12 protein-coding genes and 1 pseudogene are annotated in these 20,112 nt (G+C 36.7%); 7 read left to right on the top strand and 6 right to left on the bottom strand.

All coding sequences use genetic code 11. From position 1 onward, the window contains the following. Positions 1-235: 235 nt before the first annotated feature. The gene (locus ACE1OF_RS18695; protein WP_448896355.1) at positions 236-1,711 is read right to left on the bottom strand and encodes a NarK family nitrate/nitrite MFS transporter; all 1,476 of its coding nucleotides are present in this window, start codon (positions 1,709-1,711) and stop codon (positions 236-238) included. A 272-nt stretch (positions 1,712-1,983) separates the two neighbouring features. On the opposite strand from ACE1OF_RS18695, the gene ACE1OF_RS18690 reads away from it, so the two are divergent. Continuing rightward, a complete protein-coding gene (locus ACE1OF_RS18690) occupies positions 1,984-3,255 on the top strand; it encodes an MFS transporter (RefSeq protein ID WP_448896353.1) in 1,272 nt (423 codons plus the stop codon). Positions 3,256-3,586: 331 nt separating this feature from the next. Here ACE1OF_RS18690 and ACE1OF_RS18685 read toward each other — a convergent pair whose 3' ends face one another. The 3 genes from ACE1OF_RS18685 to ACE1OF_RS18675 form a co-directional block, all read right to left on the bottom strand. After that, on the bottom strand, positions 3,587-6,349 hold the full coding sequence (locus tag ACE1OF_RS18685) for a methyl-accepting chemotaxis protein (RefSeq protein WP_448896351.1): 2,763 nt from the start codon (positions 6,347-6,349) through the stop codon (positions 3,587-3,589). 232 nt (positions 6,350-6,581) lie between these two features. Further along, positions 6,582-7,244 (bottom strand): two-component system response regulator NarL, encoded by a 663-nt coding sequence (narL, locus tag ACE1OF_RS18680; RefSeq protein WP_448896349.1) that lies wholly within the window; start codon positions 7,242-7,244, stop codon positions 6,582-6,584. Between the two features lie 63 nt (positions 7,245-7,307). After that, positions 7,308-9,128 (bottom strand): histidine kinase, encoded by a 1,821-nt coding sequence (locus ACE1OF_RS18675; protein ID WP_448896348.1) that lies wholly within the window; start codon positions 9,126-9,128, stop codon positions 7,308-7,310. Between the two features lie 405 nt (positions 9,129-9,533). Here ACE1OF_RS18675 and ACE1OF_RS18670 point away from each other — a divergent pair, with 405 nt between their 5' ends. From ACE1OF_RS18670 to ACE1OF_RS18645, 6 genes are all read left to right on the top strand, one after another. Continuing rightward, positions 9,534-11,138 carry an MFS transporter gene (locus ACE1OF_RS18670; RefSeq protein ID WP_448896346.1) on the top strand — a complete coding sequence of 535 codons (1,605 nt, stop codon included), beginning with the start codon at positions 9,534-9,536 and terminating at the stop codon, positions 11,136-11,138. 237 nt (positions 11,139-11,375) lie between these two features. Continuing rightward, a complete protein-coding gene (locus ACE1OF_RS18665; protein WP_448896345.1) occupies positions 11,376-15,158 on the top strand; it encodes a nitrate reductase subunit alpha in 3,783 nt (1,260 codons plus the stop codon). A 10-nt stretch (positions 15,159-15,168) separates the two neighbouring features. After that, a complete protein-coding gene (gene narH / locus ACE1OF_RS18660; protein WP_448896344.1) occupies positions 15,169-16,713 on the top strand; it encodes a nitrate reductase subunit beta in 1,545 nt (514 codons plus the stop codon). Between the two features lie 10 nt (positions 16,714-16,723). Further along, entirely contained in the window at positions 16,724-17,470 is a 747-nt protein-coding gene (gene narJ, locus ACE1OF_RS18655; RefSeq protein ID WP_448896342.1) for a nitrate reductase molybdenum cofactor assembly chaperone, read from the top strand. Between the two features lie 12 nt (positions 17,471-17,482). Then, complete coding sequence (gene narI, locus ACE1OF_RS18650) at positions 17,483-18,160, top strand: respiratory nitrate reductase subunit gamma (protein ID WP_448896341.1); 678 nt, start codon at positions 17,483-17,485, stop codon at positions 18,158-18,160. A gap of 273 nt (positions 18,161-18,433) precedes the next feature. Further along, the gene (locus ACE1OF_RS18645; RefSeq protein WP_448896339.1) at positions 18,434-19,273 is read left to right on the top strand and encodes a peptidylprolyl isomerase; all 840 of its coding nucleotides are present in this window, start codon (positions 18,434-18,436) and stop codon (positions 19,271-19,273) included. A gap of 39 nt (positions 19,274-19,312) precedes the next feature. On the opposite strand, the gene ACE1OF_RS18640 is transcribed toward ACE1OF_RS18645, so the two are convergent. After that, positions 19,313-19,978, bottom strand: coding sequence for an alpha-ketoglutarate-dependent dioxygenase AlkB family protein (locus tag ACE1OF_RS18640; RefSeq protein ID WP_448896337.1), 666 nt, complete (start codon positions 19,976-19,978; stop codon positions 19,313-19,315). 29 nt (positions 19,979-20,007) lie between these two features. After that, a pseudogene (locus ACE1OF_RS18635) lies at positions 20,008-20,112 on the bottom strand (IS1595 family transposase); the annotation flags it as partial.

Genomic DNA, 20,112 nt, shown 5'->3' with positions numbered 1-20,112 from the left:
TCAATAGCTGGCCTATTGCAAGTAAATTTAACGCAGAAGTAAGGAAAAACAGCTGCTAGAGAAACATTTGTTAAGCCGAGCTCAGGTTAACTTACACCTAAACAAAATCTTGTTCTATATAGTTAAAGTACTCAGCAAGGCTGTCAAAGTTTTTGTCTCCTGAACTTAGTCCGCTAAGTGATGGTGACAAAAACTGATGACAAACGCCGCTGATGCTTTAAATATGACGAACAATTTAATTAACGTCGATAAGTTCTACCGTGCCATCTGCATTAACTTCTGCCATATGCCCTTTGGGCTCAGTTAAAAACATGGTTGCAAAGAAAATCACGCCAGCAGAAGCGGCAATAACCATGAAGAAGGTTGAATAATCCACAAACGACAATACTGTTAAGTAAGTTACCGCACCAACATTACCATAAGCACCAGCCATACCAGCAATTTGACCTGTCATACGACGTTTAACCAGTGGAACAATTGCAAATACGGCACCTTCACCTGCTTGTACAAAGAAAGAACAACACATAGTCGCTAATACTGCTAATGGAATAGCCCAAGCACCCGTTACTTGGCTAAGTACCATATAACCTACCGCTAAGCCACCAACTAAAATCATTAAGGATCTACGACGACCAAACTTATCACTAAACCAACCACCCGTTGGACGAGCAACTAAGTTCATAAAAGCAAAGCCAGAGGCTAGCATACCAGCTTGAACCGCACTTAAACCTTCAAAGGTTTCCAAAAAGAATAACGGCAGCATGGAAACAACCGCTAATTCAGAGCCGAACGTTACAAAATAAGATAGATCTAAAATAGCGACTTGTTTAAATTCATATTTTTCAATATCTGCTACACCATGGGTTAAATTTTCTTTATTCACACGCCAAATAGAGTGAACTTGAACAAAAAATAATACAACTAATCCAACCCACATCATATACATAGTTTCAGTGGTTAATAATTTCACACCTGAAGGAGAAAGTTTCCATGCTAATACAGCAAGGGCAATGTACATTGGAATATTCATAAACAGATAAAAGTAAAAATCCTTCCAGCTGGTTACCTCTAAACCACCTGATTTTTTAGGCTTGAAATAAGTTGACCCCTTCGGCGTGTTTCGGGCAACAATATAGAAAAATACGCCGTAACAGCCCGCAATAACCCCTGTTAAGCCAAGCGCATAACGCCAACCATCATCACCACCAAACATTAAGGCAATCGTTGGTAAAGTCATGGCACCTGCAGCAGAACCAAAGTTACCCCAACCACCGTATATTCCTTCAGCTATACCTACTTGCTTTGCAGGAAACCACTCACCCACCAAGCGAATACCTATAACAAAACCCGCGCCAACAAAGCCAAGTAAAAATCTAAATAGTGCCAATTGCTCAAAGCTGTCTGCCATAGCAAAACCAGTACAAATAAAAGCAGAGCTAATTAATAAGCAAGAATAAATAATTCTAGGGCCATACTTATCAACCAAGATACCAATAACAATACGTGCTGGTATTGTTAATGCTACGTTTAAGATCATTAGTGCTTTAACCTGCGCACTTGATAAATCAAATGCCTCCTTAATAAATACTAATAAAGGTGCATGTGAAAACCAAACGACAAATGTTAAGAAAAATGCAAACCACGTGACGTGTAGCATTTTAATTTTAGGATCTGCAAAGTTTAGCAGATTCATTTTTCCATCCTGAGACATAGTGCTAACTCCCGCGCTATACACTTAAAAATAGCTATATTTAAAAATATAACTTACTCTAAAAGTAATAATACGCTTACTTATGTTAAATTTATAATATTATAAAAAAATACGATTCTGTTATTTTGCGCCTTTGTCATTTTAACTTTCTTGACTTACGTCAACAAATTTAATCTCTTTAAATAAGGTATTATAAAAATAAGGTTTTTTAAATTGAAATTTGTTTTAATTTACAATAGAACATACAAATGATTAGCAACTAAAGAGAATCTATGGAAATTCAACAAAAACATGCCTATAGAGCTTTAAGTCTTTCTACATTAGCCTTTGCAGCATGTTTTTCTGTATGGACTTTATACTCAATAATAGGTATTGAATTAAAAATTAAATTAAATTTATCTGCAACTGAATTTGGTTTACTTTTAGCTGCACCAATTTTTACGGGCGCCATTTTTAGAATACCAGTCGGTTTTTTATCTGAAACCGTTTCTTGCAGAAACTTATTTTTCTGGCAAATGCTGCTAGCTGTTCCTCCTTTATTTTATTTACCGTATGTGGAAACATTTATCGAATATATTCTACTCGGCTTTATTTTAGGATTAAGTGGCGTTTCATTTACTATTGGCATTCGTTATGTGACAGATTGGTTTGATAGTAAAAGGCAAGGCTTTGCTCTTGGCGTATTTGGTGCTGGCAATACTGGAGCAGCAATCACGTTGGTATTAGTACCTTTTATTGTTGATGCCTACGGATGGCAAGATATAGGTCCTATTTATGGTATGGGTATGTTGGCCATGGCCATTATTTTCAGAATCTTTGCTCCTGAAGTGAACCTATACATTCAAAAAAAGAAAAATACGGAACTTGCCTTTCATTTAGCACCAATAAAAGATCTTCAAGTTTGGCGTTTTGGTTTGTACTACTATTTTGTTTTTGGGTCTTTCTTAGCTCTCATTTTATGGTTACCCCAATATTATATGGAAGCTTACGAATTATCACTAAAGCAAGCCTTAGCCTTAACACTACTCTTTGTTTCTACATCAAGCATGATTCGCGCAGTTGGTGGTTGGTTTGCAGACAGATTTGGTGCTCGTACCGTCAATTGGAGTGCCTTTTGGATTTGTATGGTCTGTTTGTTTTTTCTCAGCTACCCACCAACTACAATGATCATTCATGGTGTAAATAAAGATGTTGAAGTTTCTTTTGCTGTTAATGTTTGGTTATTCACTTTTTTAATTTTTGTGATTGGTATAGCTCAAGGTATTGGCCGTGCTAGCGTTTATAAAACTATTTATGATTACTACCCTAATCATATGGGAAGTGTAGGTGGTATCATAGCCGCTGTTGGCGCACTTGGCGGTTGCACATTACCCGTAATGTTTGGTTTAGCTGTTGATATTGTTGGAGTATATAGTGCCTGTTTTATGCTGTTATACGGCGTGCTAGCTCTATGTATGATGGCAATGTATTTAGCATTACAGGCAGAGCGTCAGCAAAACTTACTAAAAGAAGCTCTTGAAAATAATTTTCTGGAACAAGATTAATTTCATTTCTAGAGTCATTTAGCTAATAAACATGAATTCGGTTTAAGAGATAGTTAACAAATTAAAATACCAGTAAAAATTATTTTAATATATCTTTAGCTTGATAGTTTTTCTTAATTTAAGGCAAATTTCGCATCAATAACTGACCTATTGCAAGTAAATTTAACACAGAAGTAAGGAAAATAGCTGCTAAAGAAACATTTGTTAAACTGAGCTCAGGTTAATAAGCATATCTATTCGTTATCAAAGTAGCGTTAAACAGGAAATAAATCACCTGTTTAACGTCTATTAGTTGTATTGGTTAAGTGGTTTTTTGATGTATACTTTCAAATTAATCTGTTTTAAATTCCGATGATTCTCTTTCTAATTCAGTTGCTAATCGCGCAAGCTCAACACTTGATTCAGCAATATTATCTGTCGCTTGATTCGTTTCAGTTATGCCTAAATTCAATGTTTCAACATTTTGTAGTATCTCATCAACCACTACGGATTGTTCTTCTGACGCCGTCGCTATTTGTGCACTTAAATTACTGATTTCATTCATATCACCTGCAATCATCTGAATTAACTCCATTACTTCTTTCGCATGTTTCTGAACAGAGTTTGCTTGAACAACGCTGCCTGCCATAACTTCAACAGAAGAATTAGCACCGATCATAATGGTATTTATCATGTTATCAATTTCTTTAGTTGAATCTTGGGTTCTTTGAGCTAACTGACGAACTTCATCTGCAACAACCGCAAAACCACGACCTTGGTCACCCGCCCTAGCTGCCTCTATTGCTGCATTTAAAGCTAATAAGTTAGTTTGATCAGCAATAGCTTTTATAACTTCAAGCACATGCGCCACTTGATCAAAGTCAGTTCTCACTTTTTGTACATTGTGTTCTGATTGCTGAATTTGTTCTGCCATATTAACTATTGAGCGGTAGGTCTCATCTAATTTACTAGAGCTATTATTCACCTTATTTTGAATATTATCGACAGCACTCGCCGTTGTTGTTGTACTTTGAGCGACATCATTAACCGTAGCCCCCATTTCATGTATGGCAGCTGCGATGTGCCCAAAAATAGTTTGTTGTTCGGATACTGTGCTACTGGTTTGTGTTGTAATTGCAGCAAGTTCTTCTGATGTTGATGCTTGCTGAAATGCAATCTCTGAAATGTTCTTTGCCATCTTAGAAAGGTTAACTATCATATTGCCAATAGCTTCTTGTAAATCGCCAACTTCGTCATTAGCAGTTTTTTTGACCTTCATCGTTAAATCACCGTTTGCCACTTGTTGGGCAACATTTGCTATCTCCGTAATAGGTGCCGCGGTTCTTTTAGCAATATACACGCCAATCAAGGCAACGATAACCGCAATTCCTACCATTAAAAAGATCATAAAAATGCTATTACTACGAATAGAAGCAAAGGCTTCTGGTTCATCTATTTCAGATAATATTGCCCAGTTAAAGTCGCCAAACGATATCTGATCAAATGAAGACAGTACAGGACGGTCATTATAATCTATAATGATATCGGTTCCTTTCTCTCCTGCAAGCGCACGCTTGACTGCATGCGTGTCAACGCCATTTTCTGCTACAGAGCCAGCAAAACTCGATTTAACAGTACGACCTTCGGGATCTAAAAATGAATTACTGCGCATCTTTAAGTCACTACCAACTAAATAGCTTTCTCCCGTTTCTCCCATGCCTTCACGAATCCCCATAATGGATTGAACACCCTCTAAAGGTAATTGTAATGCTACATAAAAAGCAGGGTCACCAGTTTTATTAAGTAAAGGCTGACCTATAAAAGCTGCGGGGTCACCATGACTAGGTTCATATGATGCAAAATCAACAAAGCCATATTGCTTACTTACACTGATATTGTTAATGAGTTTTCCCAAATTAGAATTAGCATATTTACCTGTTAGAATATTGGTATTGAAATCATTTTCTCTAGTTACAGTATAAAAAATGTGACCATTAGGGCTAATTAAAAATAAATCATAATAACCATATTTTTCAATATAACTTTGATAAAAGTCGACATTGCCAGATATCTTTGGATTAAAGGCTTCGGCTATATTAATCTCTGAAATAATTGCCCAACGAATGTCGTTCCCTATATCAATATAATCCCAACTACTTGCAACCGAATTATTATTATAATCAATGATGATGCTAACACCGTCTTCACCATTCAATGCACTTTTAACTGCAACGGTTTCTACTTTATTATTATTGGCAAAAGAGGTCTTTACTGATAATTCATTTAAATTTAAATAGTAATCTGACCGCATTAAGTTATCCTGCCCTACAAGGTATGATTCCCCAGTTTCTCCCATGCCATTCTTATTAGTTAAGATACTGTTTATTTTATCAATCGGTTGTTGATACGCTATATAGCCAATACGTTTGCCATTTGAAATAACTGGTTTTATTGTAAATGCTGCGGGATCTCCACCACTCGGCCCGTAGGGTTTAAAATCACTGACTTGAATGTTTGAAGTAGTTGATTGTTGGGCAGAACTAAAAGCTTGATTAAATGAACTATTGTCTAGATCTTTAGGAATAATTTGTCCCAAATCGCTTTCTCTAGTGACGGAATAAATGATAGTGCCGTTAGTGCTAATAATAAAAAAGTCATACCACCCTAGATATGATAATAAAGGCTTATAGGATGTATCGTATTTATTAAGCAATGTTTGCCATTTGTTCTTATTTGAAAAATTGCTAACTAGTTCATCAATTGCTTGTTGTGTCTGTTTATCTTTAGACAACCTTTCTAGTTGAATTTTACTATTATTGAGATAATCGATAACATGCGATTTTTTAAGTTGATTAATTGCAGATAACTTAGTAAAAACTTGATTTTGCATGTTGTCGGCAATATTTATTAAGACTTCCATATCGCTTTGCCGTTCAGAAAAGTAGGATTCTATAGCTTGTTTTTTTATTTGATTAATCGCGGTTAATTGACTGTAAACTTTATTTGTTACATCTAAAGAACTATTCATTGTTGATATAACGCCCACTATTATTGAAGGAATTACCCCCAACAAAATAAACAACAAAGTAAACTTAACTTTTAAGCTATTAATCATAATTACTACCTTTTTTAATATCTAGATTTAATCCTTCATTTACAATATCCTTTCTGCACAGTTGCCACCTCACCATTATAGTTCAGGCATTGGGGTTTTTCATAAAAAATGGGGGAGTTTTTGAAATGAGATAAATAAAACACTTGCCGTGTTGGTATTTTAACCAATATTACGTTTATTTGAACAAACAGCATACTCGTAATATGAGATACAAATATTAGGAAATACAATGCTAAAAGTTTACCTCATGAGCCACAGCCCACATAGCAGCCTCTACTCGACTTTTTAATCCAAGCTTTTTAAATAAGTTTTTATTGTGTACCTTCACTGTCGATTCAGTTATGCCAAGTTTACGCGCTATCTCTTTATTACTTTTACCACCAGCAATAAGCTTTAAGTTTTCTAATTCACGAGGGGTTAGCGTTTGAAGAATATTTGTTTGCTGCTGAGGTCGTAATGAGCGAGCTAAAATTTGTGTAATGGGTTCACTAATCACAAATTCACCACGAATAGCATGGTTAATTTTCGCTATTAACTCTTCAGGTTCACTGTCTTTAAGCAAGTAACCATCTGCGTTAAATTTTAGCGCCTGCAACACGTCTGTTTCGTTATCAGAAACGCTGAAAATAATCACTTTGGAATTCACATTGGCGCGCTTTAATGCACTTAAGGTTTCAATACCACTTAAGCCTTTCATATTGAGATCAAGTAGAATTAAATCAGGATTATGCTCAACAGCAAAAGTAATGGCTTCATCACCCGAGTTTACCTCACCAATAACGTGAAGATTGTCTTCTATAGAAATAAGTTGAGCAACGCCTTTACGAAGCATTGGATGATCATCAACTAATAAGATATTCGCTTGTTGCATTTTATTTTCTTCTTTTTTAATCATTATATACCCAAATCACCTCAAGATGCAGGATTCAGCTGGAAGTGGTTTGGCCATATCTTATAGTTAATGGTTAAACTCAAAATGAATTATAGTACCCTTCGCTTGCCGATTATCAATATGAATTTGTGTATTTAATGACTTTGCCCTTTCCTGCATTATTCCAATGCCAAAATGTCCTTGGTTGTTTGTACGCTCTATATTCGACTCAGGAAACCCTTTACCATTGTCCCATATTTTTACAATAACTCGGGTATCTTTTAACTTAATAGAAATCCCTGCAAGAGTCGCTTCAGCATGACGATGAATATTTGATAAAGCTTCACGCGCTATTTGTAATAAATGAATTTCTTGATTAGCACTTAGATAATTAGCGGGTAATTGGTAATCAAATTCAATGCTATGCTGGCATTTTGCACTAAACTCTATCACTGTGCTGGCTAAAGCACTTTTAATGGAAGGATCATCTAATTTCAACCTAAATGTGGTTAACAACTCCCTAAGTTGTGAATAGGCACTATTTAATCCATCTTTAATATCATCAATCGTTTCTTCTACCTGAGCTTGAGGTACTTGTTTCTGCATTTTTCGTGTTAACAAACTCATTTGTACTTTTAAATAAGATAATGATTGCGCCAAAGAATCATGAAGCTCTCTCGCTATCACAGCGCGTTCTTCCACGATAACTAAGCGATTTTCACTGGTTCTTTTTTGATCAAGCTCTATCGCAGTAGCCATAATATCGGCCATACCTTTCAAAATTTGCTTTTGCCAATCACATGCTTTTTTATTTTTAGGTAGTTCCCATACTAAATATCCAAAAAGAAGGCTGCCTTTTTCTAACGAGAATTTATGATAATTAAAACAAATATTATCTATAGTAATGTTTTGACTGTTAATTACATCAATAATCAAATTATTATGTTTAGCATCTATTATTTCAATACTTATTTTTCCATATCCAATCAATGCTTGTAACTCTTCAATAATATGATGATTTATTTGATAGGTAGGGCTGTCTTGTTCAGATAAGGTATAACCTGCTAAGTTGTGCGCTGCGCGGTATAAAAGATCCAGTGATTTATTGCTTCGCGTAAGCTCAAGCGTTTTAATGTCTACTCTTTGCTCAAATTCTTGATAAGTAAGTTTTAATTCGTCTGACATTTGGTTAATAGTGTGCGCTAATACCCCCAGTTCATCTTGTTTATTATAACTGGCTTTAACTGAAAAATTTCCTTTCCCCACTTGTTCTGCAATATTGACTAATTCTTTTAAAGGGACTAATACAGCACGGTTTAATTTAATTAACACGAAACTGGCGGTTAATATAACAAGTAGCAAGCTAATTACCTGAATCAAGCGTAATAAACTTAGCTTTTTTTCTGATTCAAGTTGCAACAGTCTAACAAGTTTATCCAAAACAAGAACAAATTGGTCAAACCTTTCTGACTGCTCTACTAATTCAGGTATTGTTAAAGATTTTTTACGAAAATTATCTTCAGTAAACTGAGCCCATAGCTGCAAAACTTTTTCTTGATGGAATACTAATTCAGATTTGTCCTTTTTTTTATTAATACTATGACTTACCAATAAACGAGATAACCGATGATTAAAGTTTTCAATCTCTTTTATTACTTGTTTTTTGCCACTTGGAGCTTGCATTAATCTATCTGCAAAAAAAGCTCTCGAAATACGTATAGCTTGCATTCTTAATGATCCAGCATTGTTAATTTGTGCTGCATCACCATTTAAACTCTCTGTCACCAGCATAGAGCTAATCATACTAACCAAGCCTAACGTAATAATAACGACCATTATTTGTCCTGCTCGGGCAATTAATGAAGAGCTTGAATCAGCAAAGTCTGTTGTTGCATATAATTGTTTCATTATTTTGCATAACCAAATAATTTACAGGAAAGTTCAAACTTAAAATGATACGCAAGTTTCTATTGAATACCAAATGCTTTAATACCTAACACCTAGATACCCTACTACCACCAAATAGTCGCTTAACACACTTTTTGACGAACACAAAAAAAACAAAAACAATAAAAAGATAAAATACAAGAAGTTAAATAAAAATGACAACTACTACTTTAGTGGTAATCACTTACCTACTACATATCAATGGCTAATAACACCTTGATCCAGATCAATTATATCCAGAACACGTATTGTTATTTTAACATCAGAAAAAAAATATTTTAGAACACCAAAAACGCAGCTTTAATTCAACCCATGAAAATGAGCACACTAAATTATTTAAAAAATACTGATAAGTTGGAGAAAACAATGTCAGATATCAAAGAATGGGACGTAGAAGATCCCAAGTTTTGGGAAAGTAAAGGTAAAAAGATTGCTACTCGCAATCTTTGGCTTTCTATTCCAAGCTTACTATGTGGTTTCGCAGTTTGGCTTTACTGGGGCATTATTACCGTACAAATGTTAAACCTAGGCTTTCCATTTGCAAAATCAGAATTATTTACCTTAATGGCTATTTCTGGCCTAACAGGGGCAACCTTACGTATTCCTAGTAGCTTCTTTATTCGTATGTGTGGTGGTCGTAATACGATTGTTTTCACTACAGCATTATTGATGTTACCGGCGATTGGCACAGGCATAGCTTTACAAGACATGAATACACCATTATGGGTATTTCAAGGGCTTGCTCTTTTGTCTGGTTTTGGTGGTGGTAATTTCGCCTCTTCAATGTCAAACATTTCTTTCTTTTACCCTAAGAAACAACAAGGTTTAGCCCTTGGCCTAAATGCTGGCTTAGGCAACTTTGGTGTTACCACCATGCAAATTTTAGTGCCATTAGTTATGACTTTTGGATTATTTGGCGGTGAGCCAATGCAATTGGTTAATACTTCTGGAACATTAATCGGTAAAATCCCCGCAGGTTCAGATGCGTGGATCTTCAACGCAGGCTATGTTTGGTTGTTATTTTTAATCCCTCTAGCCATTGTTAGTTGGATGGGGATGAATAACATTCGCGCATCACATGTATCACCCGACGCACCCAATGCAATTGTTTCTTTTGGTATCATTACATCAATGCTATTAATCGGCTTTATCACCGCAACAGTAGGCTTATGGTTAATGTTACCTGAAAGCGTTAATGGTTCTGGTTTTGGCGTACCAAAAGAAATGATACTCGTTGGTGTTGTGGGTGCCACAGTAATGCTATTGAAATTCTTGCCTGGCAAAATCCGTTCTAACCTTGAACGTCAATATAAAATTTTTAATAATCCACATACTTGGGTAATGAGTATTATTTATACTATGACCTTTGGTTCTTTCATTGGTTTTGCTGCAGCCTTTCCATTATCTATTAAAGTTATTTTTGGTTATCAACACATCATGGTTGATGGTGTAATGACACATGACACCATTAATACAAATGGTCCAAGCGCCTTAATGTATGCATGGATGGGCGCATTTATTGGCGCATTAATTCGTCCTATTGGTGGCTGGATGGCAGATAAAATGGGCGGTGCTAAAGTTACTCAGTATTGTTCAATTGTAATGGTTTGCAGCGCATTAGGCGTGGCTTACTTCATGAGAGCCGCTTACCAAAGTCCTAATCCGGAGCAATATTTTGTTGCTTTCTTTGTTTTATTTTTAATTTTGTTTGCTGCAACAGGTATTGGTAATGGTTCAACTTTTCGCACTATTTCAATGGTATTCGATAAAGAACAAGCGGGTCCTGTATTAGGTTGGACTTCTGCTGTAGCAGCTTATGGAGCCTTTTATATTCCTAAAGTATTAGGTGAACAAATCAAACTAACAACGCCAGAAAATGCATTAATCGGTTTCGCTATTTTCTATAGCGTATGTGTTGGCATTAACTGGTGGTTTTATTTACGTAAAGGTGCTGAGCATCAAAATCCTTAATTTTAATTGAGGGTGCGCTCAAAAGGAGTGAGTTAAATTACCTCCTTTTTTGCGTTTTTTTAATAATGAACTAGCTTTTTAGCTATGAGTTAAAAAACAAGCGTTAAAAAGTTAGTGCTTATATTAAAAATATCAAATTTAAAATTTACGGTGTGTAGTTAATTAAAATTTATAATCGACTTTATCAGTTAGTAGAGCATATTAAAAAAACTGATATCACTTCAACGGAGAAAAAAGATGAGTAACTTTCTTGATCGTCTACAGTTTCTTAGAAAGAAAACAGGCGAGTTCAGCGACGGGCATGGTGACACTACCAATGAAAGTCGCGAATGGGAAAACAGCTATCGTCAACGCTGGCAACACGACAAAATAGTACGTTCTACCCATGGAGTAAACTGTACAGGCTCTTGCTCTTGGAAAATATATGTGAAAAATGGCTTAGTAACATGGGAAACACAGCAAACTGATTACCCTCGTACTCGTCCTGATTTACCTAATCATGAACCACGTGGCTGTCCTCGTGGCGCAAGTTACTCTTGGTACTTATACAGTGCTAATCGTTTGAAATATCCTAAAGTACGTAAGCCATTATTAAAATTATGGCGTGCGGCTCGTGCAACTCAAGATCCTGTTGATGCATGGGGATCAATTGTTGAAGATGAAGCTAAGACTAAATCATACAAATCAAAACGCGGTTTAGGTGGCTTCGTTCGTTCTTCTTGGGAAGAAGTTAACGAAATTATTGCTGCAGCTAACGTTTACACTACAAAAACTTATGGTCCTGACCGGGTTGTTGGTTTCTCTCCAATTCCAGCAATGTCAATGGTTTCGTATGCGGCGGGTGCTCGTTACTTGTCACTCATCGGTGGTGTTTGTTTAAGTTTCTACGATTGGTATTGTGATTTACCACCAGCATCTCCAATGGTTTGGGGTGAACAAACTGATGTGCCTGAATCTGCTGATTGGTATAACTCTAACTACATCATTGCTTGGGGTTCTAATATTCCTCAAACACGTACACCTGATGCTCATTTCTTTACCGAAGTGCGTTATAAAGGTGCTAAAACAGTCTCCATTACACCAGATTACGCAGAAGTTTCAAAGCTAACGGATGAGTGGTTAAATCCTAAACAGGGTACAGATGCGGCTTTAGGTATGGCATTTGGTCATGTTATTTTAAAAGAATTCCATTTAGAAAAACCAAGTGAGTATTTCACGAATTATGTTCGTCAATATACCGATTTCCCTATGTTAGTGGTATTAGAAAAACATGACGACAATTCGTTTGTCTCTACACGTTTCTTACGTGCGAGTGATTTGGCAGGTGATTTAGGTCAAGAAAACAACCCTGAATGGAAAACTATCGCCTTTGATGAGAATTCAAATGAATTAATTTCTCCACAAGGCTCTATCGGTTACCGTTGGGGTGAAAAAGGCAAATGGAATATTCAAGAGCGTGATGGTAAATCAGGCGCTGAAACAAAGCTTCAATTAACGCAAATTGGTGGTGATGTTTCTCCTATAGCTTTCCCTCATTTTGCAGCGAATAATACAAATAGTGCGTGGACAGGTTGTGATCAAGACGAGATTCAAGTACGTAACGTACCAACTAAAACGATTACTGGTGCAGACGGTAAAGAATACTTAGTCGCCACAGTTTACGATTTAATGATGGCTAACTATGGTATTGACCGTGGTTTAGGTGGTGGTAACGTTGCTTCTAGCTATGACCAAGATATTCCTGGCACACCAGCTTGGCAAGAAAAAATCACGGGGCTTGATCGCTCTAAAGTAATCAAAATTGCTCGTGAATTTGCTGATACTGCTGACAAAACCAAAGGTAAATCTATGATTATCGTTGGTGCAGCAATGAACCATTGGTATCACATGGATATGAACTATCGTGGCCTGATCAATATGGTTATGATGTGTGGTTGTGTTGGTCAATCTGGTGGCGGTTGGTCACATTATGTTGGTCAAGAAAAATTACGTCCACAAACAGGTTGGCAGCCATTAGCATTTGGTTTGGATTGGTCTCGTCCACCACGTCAAATGAATGGTACTTCTTTCTTCTACAACCATTCTTCACAATGGCGTCATGAAAAAGTAAGCATGCATGAAGTTTTATCTCCGCTTGCTAACAAAGCAGAATTTGACGAGCATCAGCTTGATTACAACATCCGTGCAGAGCGTATGGGTTGGTTACCTTCAGCTCCACAGATAAACCGTAACCCTTTACAGTTAACCAAAGATGCAAAAGCCGCAGGTATGGAACCAAAAGATTTCGCGGTGCAAGAACTTAAATCAGGCAACTTGAAGTTTGCTTGTGAAGCACCAGATGCCCCTGAAAACTTTCCACGAAACATGTTTATTTGGCGTTCAAACTTACTTGGTTCATCAGGTAAAGGTCATGAATACATGCTTAAGTACCTTTTAGGTGCTGAAAGACAAAGTGTATTAAATGAAGATAATGGTTCTGCTGGTGGCATCAAACCAAAAGAAGCTGAATGGGTTGAAAAAGGTGCTACTGGTAAATTAGACCTAGTAACGACTTTAGATTTCCGTATGTCTTCTACGTGTATGTATTCAGACATTATCTTACCTACTGCTTGTTGGTACGAAAAAGATGATTTAAACACCTCTGATATGCACCCGTTTATTCACCCATTATCAACAGCGGTTGATCCTGCGTGGGAAGCAAAATCAGATTGGGAAATATACAAAGGTATCGCGAAGAAATTCTCTGAGGTTTGTGTTGGCCACTTAGGTGAAGAAACAGATTTCGTTACTATTCCTATGCTACATGATACTGAAGGTGAGCTTGCCCAACCATTTGATGTTAAAGATTGGAAAAAAGGCGAATGTGATTTAATTCCAGGTACTACAGCACCTAACATGGTTGTTGTTGAGCGTGACTACCCAAATACTTATAAGAAGTTCACTTCTTTAGGTCCATTACTTGATAAATTAGGTAATGGTGGTAAAGGTATTAACTGGAATACTGATGATGAAATCATGTTATTGGGCCAGTTAAACCACCTCAATACTGACGAAGGTATTAGTGAAGGTCGTCCAATTATTGAATCTGCCATTGACGCTTGTGAAACAGTACTTACTTTTGCACCAGAAACTAACGGTAACGTTGCTGTTAAAGCTTGGGCAGCATTAAGTGAGTTTACTGGTATTGACCATACGCATTTAGCTAAACCAAAACAAGAAGAGAAAATTCGCTTCCGTGACATTCAAGCACAGCCGCGTAAGATTATTTCTTCTCCAACGTGGTCTGGTTTAGAAGATGAGCACGTAAGTTATACTGCTGGTTACACTAACGTTCATGAGCTTGTGCCATGGAGAACATTAACTGGTCGTCAACAGTTCTATCAAGATCACAAGTGGATGCAAGCCTTTGGTGAGCAATTAATGTCTTACCGTCCGCCAGTAGATACTAAAACAACACAAGCAATTAAGAACTCTAAACCAAACGGTAATAAAGAGATCACGTTGAATTGGATCACTCCACATCAAAAATGGGGTATTCACAGTACTTATTCTGATAACTTGTTAATGTTGACACTATCTCGTGGTGGTCCAATTATTTGGATGAGTGAAGTAGATGCTGCAGAAGCTGGTCTTGTAGATAATGACTGGGTTGAAGTATTTAACGCTAACGGCGCTATTGCTTGTCGTGTTGTTGTTTCACAACGAGTAATGAAAGGCATGACCATGATGTATCACGCTCAAGAGCGTATCGTTAACGTGCCTGGTTCAGAAATGACAGGTACGCGTGGTGGTCACCATAACTCAGTAACACGTGTCATTATGAAACCAACACACATGATTGGTGGTTATGCACAGCAAGCTTGGGGCTTCAACTATTACGGTACCGTAGGTTGTAACCGTGATGAAATGGTTGTTGTACGTAAGATGGACAAGATTGATTGGTTAGATGATGACGGCTATGACGCGTCAAATACTGAACAATTACCTCGTGTTCTTCCAACTAACCCTGATGAAGCTTAAGGAGTAACCTATGAAAATTCGTTCTCAAATAGGTATGGTACTTAACCTTGATAAGTGTATCGGTTGTCATACTTGTTCAATTACATGTAAAAACGTATGGACGTCACGTGAAGGCGTTGAATACGCTTGGTTCAACAATGTTGAAACTAAGCCTGGTATTGGTTACCCGAAAGATTGGGAAGATCAAGATAAATGGAATGGTGGCTGGATTCGTAAATCTGACGGTAATATTGAGCCAAAAATTGGTGGTAAATACCGTTTATTAGCGAGCATTTTTGCTAACCCAAATATGCCAGAAATCGACGACTACTATGAACCGTTCGATTATGACTATCAGCATTTACATACTGCCCCAGAAGTAAAACATCAGCCAACGGCTCGTCCGCGCTCTGTGATTTCTGGTAAGCGTATGGAAAAAATCGAATGGGGTCCAAACTGGGAAGAAATTCTTGGTACTGAGTTTGAAAAACGCTCTAAAGACAAAAACTTCGATAATATGCAAAAACAAATGTACGGTGAATTCGAAAATACATTTATGATGTATTTACCACGTTTATGTGAGCATTGTTTGAATCCAGCTTGTGTGGCTTCATGTCCGTCTGGCGCAATTTATAAGCGTGAAGAAGATGGTATTGTTCTCATCGACCAAGAAAAATGTCGTGGTTGGAGAATGTGTATTTCTGGTTGTCCTTACAAGAAAATTTACTACAACTGGAAATCAGGTAAATCAGAAAAATGTATTTTCTGTTATCCACGCATCGAAGCAGGTCAACCAACCGTATGTTCAGAAACATGTGTAGGTCGTATCCGTTACTTGGGTGTTATTCTTTATGATGCTGATAAAATCAAAGAAGTGGCGTCTACGCCATCTGAAACTGACCTTTATGAAAAGCAGCTTGAAGTATTCTTAGATCCAAACGATCCCGCAATTATTGCACAAGCACGCAAAGATGGTATTGCTGATTCGGTAATCGAATCTGCTCAGAAATCACCTGTGTATAAATTAGCGATTGATTGGAAACTAGCGTTACCTTTACACCCTGAATATCGCACCTTACCTATGGTTTGGTATGTACCTTCTCTTAGCCCTATTAATAGTGCTGTTGAGTCAGGTAACTTAGCAACTATCGGTAAAGCAGGTGTTATTCCTGATATTCGTAGCTTGCGTATTCCTTTGAAATACCTAGCTAACTTATTAACCGCTGGTGATGAAGAACCAATAGCACGTGCTTTAGAACGTTTGCTTGCCATGCGCGCCTACAAACGTGCTGAGAACGTAGAAGGTATTGAAGATTTACAAGTGCTCGAAGATGCTGGTTTATCTAAAAAACAAGCGGATGAAATGTACCGTTATTTAGCGATAGCTAACTACGAAGATCGTTTTGTTATTCCTAGCGGACACCGTGAAATGAATGTGCCGGAAGCTTATGGTGAAAAATCAGGCTGTGGTTTCACTTTTGGTAACGGCTGTAGCGATGGTCAAAATGGCGTAAACATGTTTGGTGGCAAAAAAGTGGCTAAACGTGACGTTATTAAAACCGTTAATGTAGGTTAAGAGGTAAATTATGTTAATTCTTAAAGTGATTTCAAGATTGTTAGACTATCCAACCGCAGAAATGTTTGCTGCCAAAGATGAACTCATTGCAATTGTTGAAAAAACCGAGGAATTGACTGCTCAAAATCGTAGTAAGTTGGTGATGTTTATTCAGCAACTTACCGATAGAGACATTTTTGATGCACAAGAAAGCTACGATCTATTATTTGATCGTGGCCGTGCATTATCCCTATTATTGTTTGAACACGTACACGGTGAGTCTCGTGATCGTGGTCAAGCCATGGTAGATTTAATGAATGTTTATAAAACCAACGGTTTTGAAGTCGATTCATCACAATTACCTGATTACATTCCGCTTTATTTAGAGTTTTTAAGCGAGCAATCCCCTGAGTTTATTGAAGAATGGCTTGGCGATATTTGCCACTTATTAACTATGTTATCAGAGCGGTTAATAGACAGAGAGTGTTATTACTCGATTCTTTTTGATTCACTTGTTGAAATTTCTGGCCAAGAGATTGATGCTCAGCAAAGAGCTGAAATTTCAGAAGCTGTAAAACAAGAAGAGCGAGACGATACTGTCGAAGCTATTGATAAAGAATGGGAAGATAAAGAAATACGTTTTGATGATCCTATGGTAGGCGACTGCTCATCGGCATCAGGAATGCAAAGTTCTAAAAATTCACTCGATCCAAATACTGTTCATCAAGTGCCGATCAAATGGCACGATGCTGATGCAGCAGAAGTATCAGGACTGTAAGGAAGAATACTTATGTCAAATTTAAACTTTTTACTTTTTGGGATTTATCCCTACATAGCTATTGCCGTGCTTTTCATCGGTTCTTGGATCAGATATGACCGCGAACCCTATTCTTGGAAAGCTGACTCTAGCCAACTATTAGATCAAAAAGGCTTCCGTCTAGCCAGTAACTTATTCCACGTGGGTATTATTTTTGTACTGTGTGGTCACTTTGTTGGTTTATTAACACCTCACGCTATTTACCATGCCTTTATATCAACTGCCAATAAGCAACTACTTGCTATGGTAAGTGGTGGTTTTTTTGGTGTGTTATGTTTAATTGGCCTAGTAATGTTGCTTAAACGTCGATTAACTAATCCACGCGTTCGTGCAGTTTCTAAAACATCTGATATTTTTATTTTAGTATTATTGCTTGTGCAACTATTACTTGGCTTAATGACTATTTTTGCTTCCATGAGCCATTTAGACGGTTCAGTAATGGTATTGTTAGGTAACTGGGCACAAAGCATTGTTACTTTACAAGGTGTTGCAGCAGCAGAAGCAATGACAACCGTTGGTATTATTTATAAAATGCACATCTTTGTTGGTTTAACTATGTTATTAGTATTCCCTTTTACACGATTAGTGCATGTAATCAGCGTACCAGTAAAATACTTTGCGCGTAATTATCAATTAGTTCGCCAAAGATAGTTTCGGCTTATCCGTTAATTATTTTAGTATGATGTATAAAGGCGATTTTCATTTAACGATTATCGCCTTATATTAAAAAGTATAAATAAGCGTAAATATGGCTCAACGTTTTACTGGCATGCTTTACTTTAAAGCTAAAATTTAACCATTACAGAAAACATTGTCGGAATAAATTAATTACGCAATAGAGCATTTATCCATATTTATTTAACAAATATATTTTTACAGTCACTAGCCTGAAAACTAATATATTTTAAGAGAAAGAGTAATATTATGAGCAGTTCATGCGGAACAAGTGATCCAACCACGCCATCAAAAGAGCAATTACCCGTTATCAAAGTGAACGGTGTTGCAATTCCTGAAAAAGATTTAGCTAACGAATTACAATACCATCCAAATGATAATTTTAATGTAGTAGTACAACAAGCTGGTCAAGCCTTAGTTATTCGTCAGCTATTAATTAATGAGGCAATAAAGCAAGGTTTTCTTTCTGCTTCAAATGAGACAGCAAATGAAGAAGAGGCAATACAAAAGCTTATTGAAAATAACATCACTTACGATGCTCCTACTGAAGCTATCTGCCAACGTTATTTTGATAACAATAAAGAAAAATTCATGACCATGCCATTAATGGAAGTAGACCACATTTTACTTGCTGCTGCCAAAGATGATATTGAAGGTCGTGATGCCGCTAAACATAATGCCGATGTGATCATTTCGCAATTATTACAAGAAGCTAAAAATAATGAGCCTTCAAGCTTTGCCGCCCTTGCTAAAGAGTACTCAGCTTGTCCGTCAAAAGAAAATGGTGGTAACCTTGGTCAACTAAGCAAAGGTCAAACTGTTCCCGAATTTGAACGCCAACTAATGTTATTATCAGAAGGTATTAGTGATAAAGCTATCGAATCTCGTTATGGGTTTCATGTTGTTAATATAAACCGAAAAATTGAAGGGAAGCAATTAGACTACAACATGGTTCGCGATAAAGTACTCGGTTACTTAACAAACAGTGCCTCGCATCTTGCTATACAAGCATATATTCAAAGTTTAGTTGAATTAGCTGATATAGACGGCGTGCCAATTAGATTCAGTGATGAGAATATTCATATCTAATTAAGACTTATAACTTATTGCAATATAAACCTTTTTCCATTACCCAATGGTTCTGAACGTCAGGTTAATTCTAGCGTCATAAACCTTTTTTGAGGGCGGTAATCGGTGTAACCAATGTTTTTGTGTTACACCTTTCATCACTAATAAACTGCCTGGCTTTAGTAATAAAGAAACAACTTCTTTACTTTGTTTATGCTTAAACGCAAATTTTCGTACTGCCCCCAAACTTAAAGAGGCAATAGCACCATTTTCTTTTAAATCTTTCTCTGCATCACTATGCCATGCCATGCCTTCTTCACCATTATGATATAAATTAAGCAAACAGGAGTTATAAGTTTCGCCAGTTTGTCGCTCAACTAAGTCTTTTAGATAAAGTAAATTTTTCGTCCAAGGCAGAGAATATTTTGTAATTTTAGAGTAGGTATAACTTAAAGGTGTACCTTGTTTTGAATCAGCATACCAAGCTATTTTACGCTTAGTGTTAATTAAATTACCACAAATTATCGCTTGGTCACAGTGCCAATCAATTTCTTGTAATAAAGCATTGAAATAAAAGTGAGCTTCTTCAATTGATATTACTTCACCATGAAAATAAACGGTGCCATCTTGAGGTAAAATATTAATTGGCTCTACTAATATCGACTCAAATAAGTCCATATTTTTCTCTTTACTTGAATGCACTGTAATAATAAAAGGGCTATCCACTTAGCCCAACCACCTACTAGATGTAGTGTTTATCGCCTTTTTATATCCTCATAAGTTATCGGAGCAGTTATGATTGCTTGCTCAAGCAATCGATAGAATAAAAGCCCTCTCGATTTAGATTTTCTACGATTAAA

The organism is Colwellia sp. E150_009 (assembly GCF_053543955.1).
The sequence above is the reverse complement of the archived record's forward strand: the minus strand, read 5'-3'. Positions and strand labels throughout refer to the sequence as shown.

Coding starts and splice junctions, on each gene's coding strand:
- ACE1OF_RS18695 (WP_448896355.1), bottom strand. CDS start 1,711: ATGTCTCAGGATGGAAAAATGAATCTGCTAAACTTTGCAGATCCTAAA.
- ACE1OF_RS18690 (WP_448896353.1), top strand. CDS start 1,984: ATGGAAATTCAACAAAAACATGCCTATAGAGCTTTAAGTCTTTCTACA.
- ACE1OF_RS18685 (WP_448896351.1), bottom strand. CDS start 6,349: ATGATTAATAGCTTAAAAGTTAAGTTTACTTTGTTGTTTATTTTGTTG.
- narL (WP_448896349.1), bottom strand. CDS start 7,244: ATGATTAAAAAAGAAGAAAATAAAATGCAACAAGCGAATATCTTATTA.
- ACE1OF_RS18675 (WP_448896348.1), bottom strand. CDS start 9,128: ATGAAACAATTATATGCAACAACAGACTTTGCTGATTCAAGCTCTTCA.
- ACE1OF_RS18670 (WP_448896346.1), top strand. CDS start 9,534: ATGTCAGATATCAAAGAATGGGACGTAGAAGATCCCAAGTTTTGGGAA.
- ACE1OF_RS18665 (WP_448896345.1), top strand. CDS start 11,376: ATGAGTAACTTTCTTGATCGTCTACAGTTTCTTAGAAAGAAAACAGGC.
- narH (WP_448896344.1), top strand. CDS start 15,169: ATGAAAATTCGTTCTCAAATAGGTATGGTACTTAACCTTGATAAGTGT.
- narJ (WP_448896342.1), top strand. CDS start 16,724: ATGTTAATTCTTAAAGTGATTTCAAGATTGTTAGACTATCCAACCGCA.
- narI (WP_448896341.1), top strand. CDS start 17,483: ATGTCAAATTTAAACTTTTTACTTTTTGGGATTTATCCCTACATAGCT.
- ACE1OF_RS18645 (WP_448896339.1), top strand. CDS start 18,434: ATGAGCAGTTCATGCGGAACAAGTGATCCAACCACGCCATCAAAAGAG.